Here is a 15,518-nt window from a genome sequence, read left to right as displayed (position 1 = left end):
TGTCAGTGGGCTTCGTCCCAGTTGCTTGCCGCGCGCGCCTCGACCTGTAGGGGAACGGAGAGGGCGCGTGCGGGAAGTGCCGCGTTCTCCATGACCTCGCAGATAACGGGAATGGCCTTCTCCACCTTGCTTTCCGGCGCTTCAAAGATCAGTTCGTCATGCACCTGAAGCAGCATCTGCACGTCTTCAAGACCGGCATCGGCAAGAGCGTTTTCCATGCGCGCCATCGCGCGGCGGATGATGTCGGCTGCCGAGCCCTGGATCGGCGCGTTGATCGCCGCGCGTTCGTTGAAGGCGCGCAGTTGCGGGTTTGAGGAGCGGATTTCGGGATAGTGTGCCCGGCGGCCGAACACGGTCTCCACATAGCCCTGCTCGCGTGCCTGGGTCTTGGTGGAATCCATATAGTCCTTGATGCCGGGGAAACGCTCGAAATAGCGCTTGATATAGGCGCTGGCCTCTTCACGCGGAATGCCGAGCTGATTGGCCAACCCGAACGCCGAGATACCGTAGATGATGCCGAAATTGATTGCCTTGGCGCGGCGGCGCACCTCCGGCGGCATGCCTTCCACCGGTACATCGAACATTTCCGACGCCGTCATTGCGTGAATATCGAGCCCGTCGGCAAAGGCTTTCTTGAGCTCGGGGATATCCGCCACATGGGCGAGCACGCGCAGTTCGATCTGGCTGTAGTCGGCCGAAATCAGCCTGGCGCCCTCAGGTGCCACGAAGGCGGTGCGGATTTTACGGCCCTCTGTGGTGCGGATCGGGATGTTCTGCAGGTTCGGTTCGGACGATGAGAGGCGTCCGGTCGTGGTGGAAGCAAGTGCGTAGGAGGTGTGCACCCGCTTGGTTTCAGGGTTGATGTAGCCCGGCAGGGCATCCGTATAGGTGGATTTGAGCTTGGTGACCTGGCGCCAGTCGACGATCTTGCGCGGGAGCTCATGGCCCGCGGCTGCAAGGTCTTCGAGCACCTGCGCCGAAGTCGACCACTGGCCGGTCTTCGTCTTGCTGCCGCCCGGAAGGCCCATCGTGCCGAACAGGATCTCGCCAAGCTGCTTGGGCGAGCCGATGGTAAAGCGTTTACCGGCCAGCTCGTAGATCTCGTCTTCGATGCCTGCTGCCGTCTGTGCGAAATCGCCTGAAAGCCGCGAAAGAATCTGCCGGTCGACGGCGACGCCGCGATGCTCCATGCGGCCGATCACCGGGATCATGGGCCGTTCGAGCCGCTCATAGACGGAAACGAGGCCTTCGGCGGCAAGCCGCGGCTTCAGCACCTGCCAGAGCCGGAGCGTGATGTCGGCATCTTCGGCGGCGTAGGCGGTGGCGCGCTCCAGATCGACCATGTCGAAGGTGACCTGCTTGCGGCCCGTTCCCGTCAGTTCCTTGTAGGGGATGGGTTTGTGACCCAGCCAGCGTTCGGATAGCGCGTCCATGCCGTGGCTCACCGTGCCGTGGCTGCCGGTTCCGGCATCGAGCACATAGGACATGAGCATGGTGTCGTCGACGCCGACGATCTCCACGCCGAGTCGATACATCAGCAGCCAGTCATATTTTAGGTTCTGGCCGATCTTGAGCACGGCAGGATTGGCCATGACGGCGCGGATCGCCTCCAGCGCGTCCTTCTGCGGTATCTGGTTCTCGATCAGTCCGCCGCCCAGAAGGTCGCCGTCGCCGCTCTTGTGGTTGAGCGGGACATAGGCGGCACGACCGGGTTTCGTGGCGAGCGAAAAGCCGCAGAGTTCCGCCTGCATCGGATCGAGCGAGGTGGTCTCGGTGTCGAAGGCGAGGATGCCGGTCTCGCAGGCTTCCTCAATCCAGCGCTTCAGCGTGTCCAGATCGCGGACGCATTCGTAGCCGGCATGGTCGAAAGTCTGCGCTGCGCCAGCTTCTGCGATACCGGCTGCAAGCTTCGCAGGGGTTGCTGCGTCTCCGTCGCTTTCGGCGGGGGAGGGGTCGAGGTCCGGCCCGTGGGCGCTTTCGCCTGCCTCCACCTCCACATGAGCGGCTTCGATTTCCGCCACTTCAGCGCCGGTGGCTTCCGCCACGCGGCGCGTCAGGGTGGAGAACTCCATCGCTTTCAGGAAGCCGATCAGCTTCGGCCCGTCGGGCGGAGCGAGCTCGAACGTGTCGATCCCGTGCTCGACCGGGACGTCGATCCTGAGCTTCACCAATTCGCGGGAAATGCGTGCCTTTTCGGCGAATTCGATCAGGTTTTCGCGTCTTTTGTTCTGTTTTATCTCATTTGCGCGAGAAAGCAGCGTGTCGAGATCGCCATACTCTTCGAGCAGTTGCGCGGCCGTTTTCGGACCGATTCCGGGGACGCCGGGGACGTTGTCCACCGAATCGCCCGTCAGCGCCTGAAGGTCGATCATTTTCTCGGGCGGAACGCCCCATTTCTCGATCACTTCCGGAACCCGGATCTCGCGATCCTTCATCGGGTCGTACATGGAAACGCGATCGGTGACGAGCTGCATCAGGTCCTTGTCAGAGGAAATGATGGTGGTTTCGCCGCCTGCTTCACTCGCAAGCCTGGCATAGGTGGCAATCAGGTCATCGGCCTCGAAACCGGCCATTTCGATACAGGGCAGGTCGAAAGCCAGTGTCGCTTCGCGGATCAGGCCGAACTGCGGCACGAGGTCTTCCGGCGGTTCGGAGCGGTTGGCTTTGTATTCCGGGTAGAGATCGTTGCGGAAGGTTTTCGAGGAATGGTCGAAAATCACTGCAAAATGCGTCGGTGTGACGCCGACATCCGTGTCGCGCGCATTCTGCAGCAGTTTCCAGAGCATGTTGCAGAAGCCGGCCACCGCACCGACCGGCAGGCCGTCGGATTTGCGGGTCAGCGGGGGCAGTGCGTGATAGGCACGAAAGATGTAGCCCGAGCCGTCAACGAGGAAAAGATGATCGCCTTTTTTCATGGCTGTACGGGTAGCGCGGCAGGGTGCGCCTGTCCACGGAAAAGGGGGTGTTCAGCGCCTTTCGGAGAAGAGTGCTGACATGGTCGAACGCCGCCTACCGCTTTCTATCACGCGTTTGTTACGAAGATGTAATGTTCGTGCCCTTGAATAGCCACGTTCGAACACAAAATAACAGACAGCGGCAATTTTTCGCCGTGGTCCGGCCTAGGCTCGTCCCCCGCCTTTTCCGGACGAAATAGCGGCAGCCTCATCCCCCCTCTCCGGGCTGCCGCGGTGTTTCAAGCATGGCCGCCGTGGTTTCCCCTCCACCACGGCGGCTCTTGCGTTTAGAGGTCAGGGTTTCCTGCGTCTTCTGCCGTAAAGCTCCAGCCGGTGATGCACGATATCGTAACCCAGGGCGCGGGCTATCTCTTCCTGCAACTCTTCGATCCGGTTTGAATGAAATTCGATCACGTCGCCCGTGTCGATATCGATCAGGTGGTCATGATGCTCGCCATCGGCCTGTTCGAAACGGGCGCGGCCGCCTTCAAAGGCATGGCGGTGGATCGCGCCCATCTCTTCCAGAAGCTTCATGGTGCGGTAGACAGTCGATAGTGAGATGCTCGGATCGATGGCCGAAGCACGCTGGAAAATTTCCATGGCGTCCGGATGATCGTCCGTTTCTGTCAGAATCTGCAGAATCACCTTGCGCGGCCGGGTGATGCGAACGCCGGCGCGGCGAAGTTCTTTCTCGTAATCCGGCTTGTGGCTGGCATGCTGATTCATAGGGCAACTATGCGCCAGATGACAATCAGTTGCAAAGATTCCATCTGTTCGCACTCAAGTTTCTCCTCAGGAAACCCCGCATTTTCAGGATTCCAGCTTTTTTATTGCAAACGATTTGCAATTGCATTGACGGGCTGAAAAAATCAACCTAGCTTCAGACCACCACAGCAGTTCGATGTGTTTCAGGGGATATTCATGCGATTAGCCAAGGGATTGGCCACTTTCATCGTTGTGGCGCTCGCCGCGACCTCCGCCTTCGCTCAGGATGAGCGCTTCAAGGCGGTCACCACATTCACCGTCATTGCCGACATGGCACGCAACGTTGCGGGCGAGGCGGCGGTGGTCGAATCGATCACCAAGCCGAATGCGGAAATTCACAATTACCAGCCGACGCCGGGCGATATTCTGCGGGCTCAGGACGCCGACCTGATCCTGTGGAACGGACTCAATCTCGAGCTCTGGTTCGAGCGCTTCTTCCGCAATCTCAAGGATGTTCCAAGCGTGGTGGTCTCGCAGGGCGTGGAGCCGATGAGCATTGGCGAGGGTCCCTATACGGGCAAGCCCAACCCGCATGCCTGGATGTCGCCGAGCGATGCGCTGACCTATGTCGACAACATTCGCGACGCGTTTTCGAAGCATGATCCGGAGAATGCCGGGGTGTATGCGAAAAATGCCGAAGCGTACAAGGCGCAGATCAAGGCGGTTGTTGATCCGATTCGCGAAAGGCTTGCTGCCATTCCCGAGGATCACCGGGTTCTCGTCACCAGTGAGGGTGCGTTCAGCTATCTTGCCCGCGACTTCGGGCTGAAAGAGCTCTATATCTGGCCGATCAATGCCGACCAGCAGGGTACGCCGCAACAGGTGCGTCACGTGATTGACCAGATCAGGGAAACCAGGGCGCCGGCCGTCTTTAGCGAGAGCACGGTCTCTCCCGATCCGGCGCAGCAGGTGGCGCGTGAAACCGGCGCGACGTATGGCGGGGTTCTCTACGTGGATTCGCTGAGCGATGCGAGCGGCGAGGTGCCCACCTATCTGGACCTCCTGCGGGTAACAAGCGAAACAATCGCCGAAGGACTGACCGGGCAATGAATGCACCCGTGATCAACAAGAATAGAACGCCGGCAGCTCAGTCTGCCGGCATTGACGTTCAGGATGTGACCGTCACCTACCGGAACGGTCACACGGCGCTGCGTGACGCCAGTTTCTCAATTCCCACGGGCACGATCACGGCGCTTGTCGGCGTCAATGGCAGCGGCAAATCCACGCTTTTCAAGGCGATCATGGGTTTTGTGCCGCTTGCCCGCGGGGAGGTGTGCATCCTGGGCCAGCCGGCAGGGCGGGCCCTGAAGCGCAACGTCGTTGCCTATGTGCCCCAGGCCGAGGAGGTTGACTGGAACTTTCCCGTTCTCGTCGAGGACGTGGTGATGATGGGCCGCTATGGCCACATGAATTTCACGCGCTGGCCGCGCCGGCACGATCATGAAAAGGTCGAGGCGGCGCTCGAGCGTGTGGGCATGGCCGATTTCCGCAAGCGTCAGATCGGCGAACTGTCCGGCGGCCAGAAGAAGCGCGTCTTCCTGGCGCGGGCGCTGGCGCAGGAGGGCCGGGTGATTCTGCTCGATGAGCCGTTCACCGGCGTCGATGTGCGCACGGAGGAATCCATCATCGCGCTTCTGAAGGCGTTGCGCGAGGAAGGGCATGTCATGCTGGTCTCGACGCACAATCTGGGCAGTGTCCCGCGCTTCTGCGATCGGACCGTTCTGATCAACCGCACGGTGCTGGCTTCCGGGCTGACACCGGACGTTTTCACCCGCGCCAATCTGGAGAAGGCGTTCGGCGGTGTGCTGCGCCAGTTCACGCTTGGCGGCGCGGATCTGCATGAAGACGCAGAAGAGGATTCCCGCAAGCTCACGGTTCTGACCGACGATGAGCGCCCCTTCGTCATTTATGGCGATGAGGACGGTTCCTCGGAAGCGGGTGACAGGACATGAGCGCCTATCTGCTCGAACCCTTCTCCTACGGCTACATGGTCAACGCCATGTGGGTGAGTGCGCTGGTGGGCGGGGTGTGTGCTTTTCTCTCCGCCTATCTGATGCTCAAGGGCTGGTCGCTGATCGGCGATGCGCTCTCGCATTCCATCGTGCCCGGCGTGGCGGGGGCCTATATGCTGGGTCTGCCATTTTCCATCGGCGCGTTCTTTGCCGGCGGGCTTGCGGCGGGTGCAATGTTCTTTCTCAACCAGCGCACCAAACTGCGAGAGGATGCGATCATCGGCCTGATCTTCACCTCGTTTTTCGGCCTTGGGCTCTTCATGGTCTCGCTTTCGCCGGCGGCGGTGAACATACAGACGATCGTTCTGGGCAATGTGCTGGCGATCACGCCATCGGACACGCTGCAGCTTGTCATCATTTCCGGCGTGACACTGCTGGTCCTCGCATTCAAGTGGAAGGACCTGATGGTCGCGTTTTTCGACGAAAACCATGCGCGCTCCATCGGCCTCAATCCGGGTTTTCTGCGGCTGATCTTCTTTACGCTTCTGAGTGCCTGCACGGTGGCCGCCATGCAGACCGTGGGTGCCTTTCTCGTCATCGCCATGGTGGTGACGCCGGGGGCGACGGCGTATCTCCTGACGGACCGGTTCCCGCGGCTCGTGGCCATTGCGGTTGCGATTGGCGCGCTCTCAAGCTTCGTTGGTGCTTACGCGAGCTATTTCCTCGATGGGGCGACGGGCGGGATCATCGTGGTGCTGCAGACGCTGGCGTTTCTGACAGCCTTTGTCCTTGCACCGAAGCACGGGCTTCTGGCGGCGCGCAGGCGGGCACGTGAGGCGCTGGAAGGCGAGATGCGGGAGATGGGCGCATGAGTGGCTTTTTCGACGCGCTGATGCTGCCCTTCGCGTTTCCCTTCATGCAGCAGGCCTTCATCATCTCGGTGCTGATTGCCGCGCCCATGGCGCTGCTCTCCTGCTTTCTCGTGCTAAAGGGCTGGTCGCTGATGGGCGATGCCGTGAGCCATGCGGTGCTGCCGGGCGTGGTGATCGCCTATATTATCGGCATACCCTTTGCCATCGGCGCTTTCGTGGCCGGCATGACCTGCGTTGTGGGCATCGGCTATCTGAAGGAGAACAGCCGTGTGAAGGAAGACACGATTATGGGCGTGGTCTTCTCGGGCATGTTCGGGCTCGGCCTGTTGCTCTACACCAAGATCCAGACCGAAGTGCATCTGGACCACATCCTGTTTGGCGACATGCTGGGCGTGACGTGGGGCGACATCACGCAGACGGGGATTATCGCGCTTTTTGTCTGCGTGGCGATCGTGCTCTTTCGCCGGGATCTGCTTCTGAATGCGTTCGACGGGCAGCACGCCAAGGCGATCGGCCTGCCGGTGCGGGTGCTGCATTACGGGCTTCTGGCCATCCTCTCGCTAACCATCGTGGCGGCGCTGACGGCAGTGGGCATTATCCTCGCGATCGCGCTTCTGATCGGGCCTGGGGCCGTGGCCTTTCTGTTGGTCAGGCGGTTCGACAGGATGTTGATGGTCAGCCTGGCAGTTGCACTGTTCTCGTCGTTCTTCGGCGTTTATCTGAGCTTCTTCCTCGATAGCGCGCCGGCGCCGACAATCGTGCTTTTGATGACGGGGCTGTTCCTGGCGGCATTCATCTACACGCTGCGCCGCAATGCGCGGGAGGATGCCGCGCGGGAGATGGACGGCGGCGAACTGGGCGTTGGGCGATGAATCTCACCGGTACGGCGCCAAGCACCCTCGCCCTTCGACAGGCTCAGGATGAGGGTTACTGGAAGCTCCGTGCCTTCTTCAAACGTGAAATGCGGACGCAGAAGCATATGCCACGCGTGGGGCGGTGAAGCTGACCGGTACGGCGCCAGGCACCCTCGCCCTTCGACGAGCTCAGGATGAGGGTTACTGGAAGCTCTGTGCTTACTTCAAACGTGAAATGCGGACGCAGAAACATATACCGTACGTGGTGCTACCGCTTTTCTGAGCGGGCTAAACAGCCCTCATCCTGAGCTTGTCGAAGGGCGAGGGCGCTTGGCTCCAGAGCAAAGTGCTTGCGCCGAGCGTCGTTGGGCTAATCGGGCAGGACCGCCGTGGCCTCGATCTCCACCTTCGCTTCGTCCTCGATGAGCGCGGTGACCTGAACCACGCTCATGGGCGGGAAGTTGCGGCCCATGACGGAGCGATAGGCCTCGCCCAGTTCGCGCAGGCGGGTGGCGTAGGCCTGCTTGTCTGTGATGAACCAGGTGAGCCGCACCACATGCTCCGGTCCGGCGCCGGCTTCCTTCAGAAGCGTGACGATGTTCTCAAGCGCCTGCCGTACCTGACCGATGAAATCGTCCGTCTCGAACACCTGACTGCCGTTCCAGCCGATCTGCCCCCCAAGGAAGACGGTGCGGCCCCTTGCAACAACACCATTGGAATACCCCCTGGCAGGAACCCAGTCGGCGGGCTGGAGAATCTGGTGAAGCGGGACAGTCATGCTATTTCCTTCATGCTTGGTATAAACAGGCGCGATCACACGCCGAGAAAGCGCTGCTGGATCTCGTCCGTGAGTGCTGTGGGTGCACCGGTCCATGCGGTGCGGCCTTTTTCGAGAATGACGCAGCGATCCGCCACGGGCAGAAGCTCGCTCAGCGTCTTGTCGACGATCAGGATCGACTGGCCTTCCGCCCGGATGGTGCGGATGGCGCGCCAGATATCCTGCCGGATCACCGGTGCGAGCCCTTCGGTCGCTTCGTCGAGAATGAGGAGGCGCGGATTGGTGGCCAGCGCCCGGCCGATGGCGAGCATCTGCTGCTCGCCGCCCGAGAGCGTGCTGGCATACTGGTCCCGCCGCTCGGCGAGCCGGGGGAACAGCGCGTTCACGCCATCGAGCGTCCACTTGCCCGGACGGGCAGCGGCGAGGATGTTTTCCTCCACCGTCAGGTTCGGGAAGCAGCGACGGCCCTCCGGCACCAGCCCGACGCCGAGCCGGGCGATGCGGTGCGGCTTCATACGCATAATTTCTTTGCCGGCAAAGTTTATGCTGCCTGATTGTGCGGGCGTGAGATGACAGACGGAGCGGATCGTCGTCGTCTTGCCCATGCCGTTGCGGCCCATCAGCGCCACGGCCTCGCCTTCCTCGACCGAAAGATCGACGCCGAACAGCGCCTGCGATTTTCCGTAGAAGGTTTTCAGATCCCGGATATCGAGCAGCTTCATGCGCCGTCTCCCAGATAGGCTTCGCGCACGGCGGGATGATTGCGGATGTCGTCCACCGTGCCGGTGGCGATGATCCGCCCATAGACGAGGACCGAGATGCGGTCGGCAAGGGCAAAGACGGCGTCCATGTCGTGCTCGATCAAGAGGATCGGCGCTTCGGCTCGAAGCCCATCAAGAAAAGTTGTGAGCGCCTGTGAGCCTTCGGGCCCCATGCCGGCCATGGGCTCATCAAGCAGAAACGCCTTCGCGCCGAGCGCCAGGGCGATGGCGATTTCGAGCTGGCGGCGTTCGCCGTGGGAAAGCTCAGCGGCGGGCACGTCGGCGCGGTCCGACAGGCCGACGCGGGCGAGCGCTTCGCGGGCCGGTTCGGTGAGGCTCGTGTCGTGCATGACGGGTTTGAAGAAACGGAAGCTGGAGCCCTGACGTGCCTGCGCCGCGAGCATCACATTGCGCAGGGCGGAAAACTCAGGCGCAAGCGAGGACACCTGAAATGTGCGCCCCATGCCAAGCTGTGCGCGGGCGGCCATGTCGAGCGGCTTGACGTCGCGGCCCTCGAAACGGATTTCGCCGCTGTCCGGCTTCAGTGAGCCGGCAATCTGATGAATGAGGGTCGATTTGCCGGCACCATTGGGACCGATCAGGGCGTGGATTTCGCCGGGCCTGAGCTCGAGGCTCACGCCGTCGGTCGCCTTCAGCGCGCCAAAGCTTTTTCTCAGGTCGCGAATGTCGAGGATCGGTTCAGCCATGACGCGCCCTCCCGGCCAGAAGGCCCATCACGCCGCCGCGGGCAAACAGCACCACCGCCAGAAGGATGAGGCCTAGGAAAAACTGCCAGTGCTCGGTGATGCCGCCCAGCGCGAACTCGAACAGCACATAGACGATGGCGCCCGCGAGCGGCCCGGCAAGCCGGCCGACGCCGCCGATGATAATCAAAACGATCAGCTCGCCCGACATGTGCCAGGAGAACATGGACGGGCTGACGAAGCGGTTGAGGTCTGCGAAGAGAGCGCCGGCAAGGGCGGTCATCATGGCGGACAGGACAAAGGCCACAAGCCGAATCCTGAAGGGGCCGATGCCGACGGCGGCAAGCCGTGTCTCGTTCTGCCGCCCGGCCTGAAGTGCTGCGCCAAAGCGGGAATCGCGAATGAGCGCGAAGAGGATGAGGCCGATCACCAGAAGGCCAAAACAGATAAGGAAGAAGCTCATCGGGGCGAGTGTGTTGGTGCCGGGGAAGGCGTTGCGCACATAGATCGACAGACCATCCTCACCGCCATAGGCCGGCCAGGAGATCGCGAAATAGTAGATCATCTGCGCGAAGGCGAGGGTGATCATGATGAAATAGACGCCTGAGGTTCTGAGCGAGATCAGTCCGATCAGCGTTGCCACGAGCGCGGCAGCGATGGCGCCGGTGATCCAGATCACGATCATCTGGTTGGTGCCGGGCAGGCCGAAGAGAAGCGGCTCGCTGTTGAATGCGTGGGTGGCGAGAATGCCTGCCGCATAGCCGCCAATGCCGAAGAAGGCGGCATGGCCGAAGGAGACCAGACCGCCGAGACCGAGCGCGATGTTGAGACCCGTGGCGGCGAGGCCGAGGATCGCCATGCGGGTCGCCAGCGTGATGTAGAAGGTTTCACCCATGGCCTGCGCGATGAAGGCTGCGGCAAGCAGGCCGATGACGATGACGATGCTGAAGACTGTTTCGCGTGTCATGTGCGGCCCCTCATGCATTCGCCGCGAACAGGCCCTGTGGCCTGAAAGCGAGGATGAGGGCCATGACGATGTAGATCAGCATGGAGGCAAGTGCCGCGCCGACCGTGGCGGCTTCGGAATTGGGCATGAACAGGCCGAAGACATGCGGCAGCAGGAAGCGGCCCAGCGTCTCTGTCAGCCCCACCAGTATGGAGCCGACCAGCGCGCCCTTGATGGAGCCGATGCCGCCAATGACGATGACCACGAAGGCGAGGATCAGCACCGGTTCGCCCATGCCCACCTGCACCGACTGAAGCGCGCCCACCATGGCGCCGGCCAGACCGGCAAGGGCTGCGCCCAGCGCAAAGACGAGCGTGTAGAGCGTGCCTATGTCGATGCCGAGTGCGCCGATCATTTCGCGGTCGGATTCACCGGCGCGAATGCGCATGCCAAGCCGGGTCTTGCCGATCAGGAGATAGAGTCCCACGGCCACCGCAATGCCCACACCGATCACTGCCAGCCGGTAGATGGGGTACTGCGCGCCGCCGGGCAGGTACACAGCGCCCGACAGAAGCTGCGGAATGTCGAGATAGAGCGGGAAGGAGCCGAAAACCCAGCGCGTGCCCTCGGAGAAGATGAGGATCAGCGCAAAGGTGGCGAGCACCTGATCGAGATGGTCGCGTTCGTAGAGCCGTCTTATGACGAGGATTTCGACCAGTGCGCCGGCGGCGGCTGCGGCGGCAAGGCTGGCGACGAGGCCGAGCCAGAAGGAGCCGGTGGCCGCAGCCACGGCCGCGCAGGCAAATGCGCCAACCATGAAGAGCGAACCATGCGCAAGGTTGATGAGCCCCATGACGCCGAAGATCAGCGTCAGGCCGGCGGCCATCAGGAACAGCATCACGCCGAACTGCAGTCCGTTCAATATCTGCTCTATGAGGAGGGTGAGGGTCACGGGTCATCTGTTGTTTGGGTTGAACTTGAGGCGACTGAGGTTGCGTTTCACCCTCGCCCTTCGACAAGCTCAGGATGAGGGTGAAACAGCTGCGTCAGGCGAAACACGCCAAAAAATGGAGTGCATGTTGCAGAACTCACGCCACCCCAGCCCTCATGGTGAGCTTGTCGAACCACGAGGGCGGGATGTCGCATGGCTGTCCTACATCTTGCACTCGGCCGCGTAGGCGTCCTTGTGGTCGGTGAATGCCGTGGCCACGATCTTGTTGGTCAGCGTGTCGCCATCCTTCACCACCTCGCGGACGTAGAAGTCCTGGATCGGGTGGTTGTTGGTGTTGAAGGAGAACTTGCCGCGGACGGAATCGAAGTCCGCTTCCTTCAACGCCGCGCGGAAGGCTTCCTTGTCTTTCACGCTTGCCTTTTCGGCAGCGGAAAGAATGAGGTTCGCCGTGTCATAGGCCTGTGCGGCATAGACGGAAGGCAGGCGGCCATAGGCTTCCTTGAACCCTTCCACGAAGGTCTTGTTGGCCTCATTGTCGAGGTCATAAGCCCAGGAAGCGGCGTTTTTGACGCCTAGTGCGGCATCACCGATAGCCGGCAAAACATCCTGGCTGAACGAGAAGGCGGGGCCCATCAGAGGCACGTCGACGCCAGACTGTGCATATTGCTTGGTGAAGGCGACGCCCATGCCGCCCGGCAGGAAGATGAACACCGAATCCGCGCCCGATGCACGGATTTGCGCGATCTCGGCGGCATAGTCCGTCTGGCCGAGTTTGGTGTAGACCTCACCGGCCAGTTCGCCCTTGTAGAAGCGCTTGAAGCCGGTCAGCGAATCCTTGCCCGCCGGGTAGTTGGGGGCCATGATGAAGGTCTTCTTGAAGTCCTTGTTGGCGGCCTCGCCCATCGCCTCGTGGAAGTTGTCGTTCTGGTAGGCGACATTGAAATAGTTCGGGCTGCAGCCTGCGCCGGCAAGCGCCGAGGGGCCGGCATTGACCGACAGGTAGATCACGTCCTGCGCCGTAGCCGACGGCACGACGGCCATGGCGAGGTTCGACCAGATGATGCCTGTCATCAGGTCAACCTTGTCGCTCTGGATCATCTTGTCGGCGATCTGGACGGCGAGTTCCGGCTTGCGCGCGTCATCCTCGGTGATGACCTCGATTTCCTTGTTGCCGGCCTGCTCGATTGCCAGCATGAAACCGTCGCGGGCGTCGATGCCAAGCCCCGCGCCGCCGCCCGAAAGCGTGGTGATCATGCCGATCTTGATCGGTTCGGCGAAGGCGTTTCCGGCAACACTTGCCGAAAGGGCAAGCAGGCTTGCTGCAAGTAGCTTCTTCATGTGTGGTCTCCCTTTTTTGTTCCCGTTTATCTGCTGGGCAGGTGTTTGCCCCTCATCCGCCTGCCGGTACCTTCTCCCCGCAGGCGGGGAGAAGGGGGCTGAATGCAACGTTTATGCCTCCCTCGCCCCGCTTGCGGGGAGAGGGTAAGGGTGAGGGGCTGGTGCGGCGGTTGATCATCATCCCCTCACATGTCCGTTCGGACCCGCCAGAGCTCGGGGAATAGTTCCACATCCAGCATCTTGCGCAAGTAGGAAACGCCGGATGTGCCGCCGGTGCCCCGTTTCAGCCCGATGATCCGTTCGACGGTGGTCACGTGGTTAAAGCGCCACCGGCGGAAATAATCTTCAAAATCGATCAGTTTTTCGGCCAGTTCGTAAAGCGCCCAGTGCTCGTCGGGCCGCGCGTAGACCGCCTTCCACGCCGCCTGCACCTGATCGTTGGCCTCCCGCTTGTCGCGCCAGCTTGCGCGTTCTGCGTTCGGACCGATGTCGAAACCGTTGCGTGCCAGAAGCCGCAATGCCTCGTCATAGAGGCTGGGCTCAGCCAGAATCTCCTCCAGATGCGCTGTAATTTCCGGCAGGTCGGCATGCGGCTTGAGCATGGCAAGATTTCTATTGCCGGCCAGAAACTCGATGGAACGGTATTGCCAGGACTGGAAGCCCGAGGACTGGCCAAGCGCATCGCGGAAGGTGGAATACTCGCTGGGCGTCATGGTGCGCAGCACGTCCCAGGCGCTGTTCAACTGCTCGAAGATGCGTGCCACGCGGGTCAGCATCTTGAAGGCCGGGCGCAGGCGGTCTTCGGCGATGGCCGCGCGTGCGGAGCGGATCTCGGTGATGGCGAGTTTCATCCAGAGCTCGGAGGTCTGGTGCTGGATGATGAACAGCAGCTCATCACGCGCTTCAGACAGGGGTTCCTGCGCATCGAGAATCTTTTCCAGATGCAGATAGTCGCTGTAGGACATGGGCGGCTTGATATCCGCTGCCCTGTCGTCGTCGAGCTCCGGCTGGCTTGCCATGGTCATTGCTTCTCCCGCAGGCGGAAACGCTGGATCTTGCCTGTCTCGGTCTTCGGCAGGGCGTCCAGAAACTTGATGGAACGCGGATATTTGTAAGGCGCGATTGCTGCTTTCACGTGGTCCTGAAGACGTTTCACCGTCAGCTCATCGCGCGCGACGCCTTCGGCCAGAACCACATGAGCCTCGACAATCTGCCCGCGCTCCTCGCTCGGTGCACCGATGACGGCGCATTCCATGACGTCGGCATGGGCAAGCAGTGCCGCTTCCACCTCGGGACCAGCAATGTTGTAACCGGCGGAAACGATCATGTCGTCAGAGCGGGCGGCGAAGTGGAAGTGGCCGTCCTCATCCTGATAGAAGGAATCGCCGGTTAAGTTCCAGCCCTCGCGCACATACTCCTTCTGTCTGTCGTCGGCGAGATAGCGGCAGCCGGTGGGGCCGCGCACGGCCAGCCGGCCGGTCTCGCCGCGCGGCAGCTCGTTCATGTGCTCGTCCACGATGCGCGCTTCATAGCCGGTCACCGGGCGGCCCGTGGTGGCCGGATGGCGATCGTCGAAACGATTGGAGATGAAGATGTGCAGCATCTCGGTGGCGCCAATGCCGTCGAGGATCGGCTTGCCGGTCTTTTCCGTCCACGCCTCGAACACGGGGCCAGGCAGGGTTTCGCCGGCCGAAACGGCAACGCGCAGCGAGGAAAGATCCGCGCCCTCATCCATCGCCGCCATCATGGCGCGGTAGGCGGTGGGTGCAGTGAAGCTCACTGTGGCACGGTACTTCTCAATGATCTCGATCATGTTGGGCGGGGTGGCGCTTTCAAGAAGCGTCGCCGTCGCGCCGAAACGCAGCGGGAAAATCGCCAGACCGCCAAGCCCGAAGGTGAAGGCGAGCGGAGGCGAGCCGACGAACACGTCGTCGGGTGTGACCTGCAGCACTTCCTTTGCATAGGCATCGGCGATGATCAGCAGATCTCGGTGGAAATGCATGGTCGCCTTGGGCGTGCCGGTGGTGCCGGAGGTGAAACCCAGAAGCGCGACATCGTCACGACCGGTTTTGACGGCATCGAACTGGACCGGCTTGTCGAGGGCGATGCGGTCGAGTTCGGCGTCGAAATTGGCGGTGCCGTCGAAGCCGACGACCTTTTTGAGGAACTTGCTCTCCTTCGCGCAGGCGACGAGCTCGTCCTTGATGCGCGTATCGCACAGGGCAAGGCCGATCTCCGCCTTGTCGACGATCTTGGCGAGCTCGCCGGCGCGCAACATCGGCATGGTGTTGACCACCACTGCGCCCGCTTTGGTGGCGGCCAGCCAGCAGGCCACCATGGCCGGGTTGTTGGCCGAGCGGATCAGGATGCGGTTGCCGGGTTTGACGCCGTAATCCTCGACCAGCGCATGGGCGAGGCGGCTCGTCCAGTCCGCCAGTTCCTTGTAGGTGCGGCGGCGGCCATTGCCGATCAGCGCCACATGGTCGCCAAAGCCGCGCTCGACGAGGCGGTCGGTCAGTTCAACGCCGGCATTCAGATATTCCGGGTAGTCGAAACCATCGAGAAGGAAGGCCGGCCATTGATCCTGCGGCGGGAGATTGTCCCGCGCGAATGTGTCTGTGTGACCCGTCGGTCCGAGCATG

Annotated in this window: 14 protein-coding genes; 4 read left to right on the top strand and 10 right to left on the bottom strand. The window is 61.7% G+C overall.

From position 1 onward, the window contains the following. Positions 1 to 2 precede the first annotated feature (2 nt). Positions 3 to 2,915 carry a DNA polymerase I gene (gene polA, locus KUG85_RS13965; RefSeq protein ID WP_223005632.1) on the bottom strand — a complete coding sequence of 971 codons (2,913 nt, stop codon included), beginning with the start codon at positions 2,913 to 2,915 and terminating at the stop codon, positions 3 to 5. Between the two features lie 333 nt (positions 2,916 to 3,248). Further along, a complete protein-coding gene (locus tag KUG85_RS13960) occupies positions 3,249 to 3,680 on the bottom strand; it encodes a Fur family transcriptional regulator (RefSeq protein WP_223005631.1) in 432 nt (143 codons plus the stop codon). A gap of 195 nt (positions 3,681 to 3,875) precedes the next feature. Here KUG85_RS13960 and KUG85_RS13955 point away from each other — a divergent pair, with 195 nt between their 5' ends. Genes KUG85_RS13955 through KUG85_RS13940 form a run of 4 tightly spaced genes read left to right on the top strand, consistent with a single transcriptional unit; the run spans position 3,876 to position 7,415 of the window. Then, complete coding sequence (locus KUG85_RS13955; RefSeq protein ID WP_065816793.1) at positions 3,876 to 4,769, top strand: metal ABC transporter substrate-binding protein; 894 nt, start codon at positions 3,876 to 3,878, stop codon at positions 4,767 to 4,769. Then, entirely contained in the window at positions 4,766 to 5,671 is a 906-nt protein-coding gene (locus KUG85_RS13950; RefSeq protein ID WP_223005630.1) for a manganese/iron ABC transporter ATP-binding protein, read from the top strand. Before KUG85_RS13955 ends, KUG85_RS13950 begins: the two co-directional genes overlap by 4 nt. After that, entirely contained in the window at positions 5,668 to 6,543 is an 876-nt protein-coding gene (locus tag KUG85_RS13945) for a metal ABC transporter permease (RefSeq protein WP_223005629.1), read from the top strand. Before KUG85_RS13950 ends, KUG85_RS13945 begins: the two co-directional genes overlap by 4 nt. After that, positions 6,540 to 7,415, top strand: coding sequence for a metal ABC transporter permease (locus KUG85_RS13940; RefSeq protein WP_223005628.1), 876 nt, complete (start codon positions 6,540 to 6,542; stop codon positions 7,413 to 7,415). The genes KUG85_RS13945 and KUG85_RS13940 overlap by 4 nt, the downstream gene beginning before the upstream one ends. A 352-nt stretch (positions 7,416 to 7,767) precedes the next feature. Here the strand turns inward: KUG85_RS13940 and KUG85_RS13935 are convergent, their stop codons facing one another. The 8 genes from KUG85_RS13935 to KUG85_RS13900 form a co-directional block, all read right to left on the bottom strand. Continuing rightward, a complete protein-coding gene (locus tag KUG85_RS13935; RefSeq protein WP_065816797.1) occupies positions 7,768 to 8,175 on the bottom strand; it encodes a RidA family protein in 408 nt (135 codons plus the stop codon). A gap of 35 nt (positions 8,176 to 8,210) precedes the next feature. Continuing rightward, positions 8,211 to 8,897 (bottom strand): ABC transporter ATP-binding protein, encoded by a 687-nt coding sequence (locus KUG85_RS13930; protein ID WP_223005627.1) that lies wholly within the window; start codon positions 8,895 to 8,897, stop codon positions 8,211 to 8,213. Continuing rightward, the gene (locus KUG85_RS13925) at positions 8,894 to 9,643 is read right to left on the bottom strand and encodes an ABC transporter ATP-binding protein (protein WP_223005626.1); all 750 of its coding nucleotides are present in this window, start codon (positions 9,641 to 9,643) and stop codon (positions 8,894 to 8,896) included. The genes KUG85_RS13930 and KUG85_RS13925 overlap by 4 nt, the downstream gene beginning before the upstream one ends. Beyond that, positions 9,636 to 10,607, bottom strand: a complete 972-nt coding sequence (locus KUG85_RS13920) for a branched-chain amino acid ABC transporter permease (RefSeq protein ID WP_223005625.1) — start codon at positions 10,605 to 10,607, stop codon at positions 9,636 to 9,638. Before KUG85_RS13920 ends, KUG85_RS13925 begins: the two co-directional genes overlap by 8 nt. Positions 10,608 to 10,617: 10 nt before the next feature. Beyond that, on the bottom strand, positions 10,618 to 11,538 hold the full coding sequence (locus KUG85_RS13915) for a branched-chain amino acid ABC transporter permease (protein ID WP_223005624.1): 921 nt from the start codon (positions 11,536 to 11,538) through the stop codon (positions 10,618 to 10,620). Between the two features lie 201 nt (positions 11,539 to 11,739). Then, complete coding sequence (locus KUG85_RS13910; RefSeq protein WP_223005623.1) at positions 11,740 to 12,876, bottom strand: ABC transporter substrate-binding protein; 1,137 nt, start codon at positions 12,874 to 12,876, stop codon at positions 11,740 to 11,742. A 185-nt stretch (positions 12,877 to 13,061) separates the two neighbouring features. Next, positions 13,062 to 13,901 (bottom strand): tryptophan 2,3-dioxygenase, encoded by an 840-nt coding sequence (kynA, locus tag KUG85_RS13905; protein WP_407673669.1) that lies wholly within the window; start codon positions 13,899 to 13,901, stop codon positions 13,062 to 13,064. Next, positions 13,898 to 15,517, bottom strand: coding sequence for an AMP-binding protein (locus tag KUG85_RS13900; RefSeq protein WP_223005622.1), 1,620 nt, complete (start codon positions 15,515 to 15,517; stop codon positions 13,898 to 13,900). The genes kynA and KUG85_RS13900 overlap by 4 nt, the downstream gene beginning before the upstream one ends. Position 15,518: the final 1 nt, after the last annotated feature.

Source organism: Nitratireductor rhodophyticola (assembly GCF_019891355.1).
Classification (GTDB): domain Bacteria; phylum Pseudomonadota; class Alphaproteobacteria; order Rhizobiales; family Rhizobiaceae; genus Nitratireductor; species Nitratireductor rhodophyticola.
The sequence above is the reverse complement of the archived record's forward strand: the minus strand, read 5'-3'. Positions and strand labels throughout refer to the sequence as shown.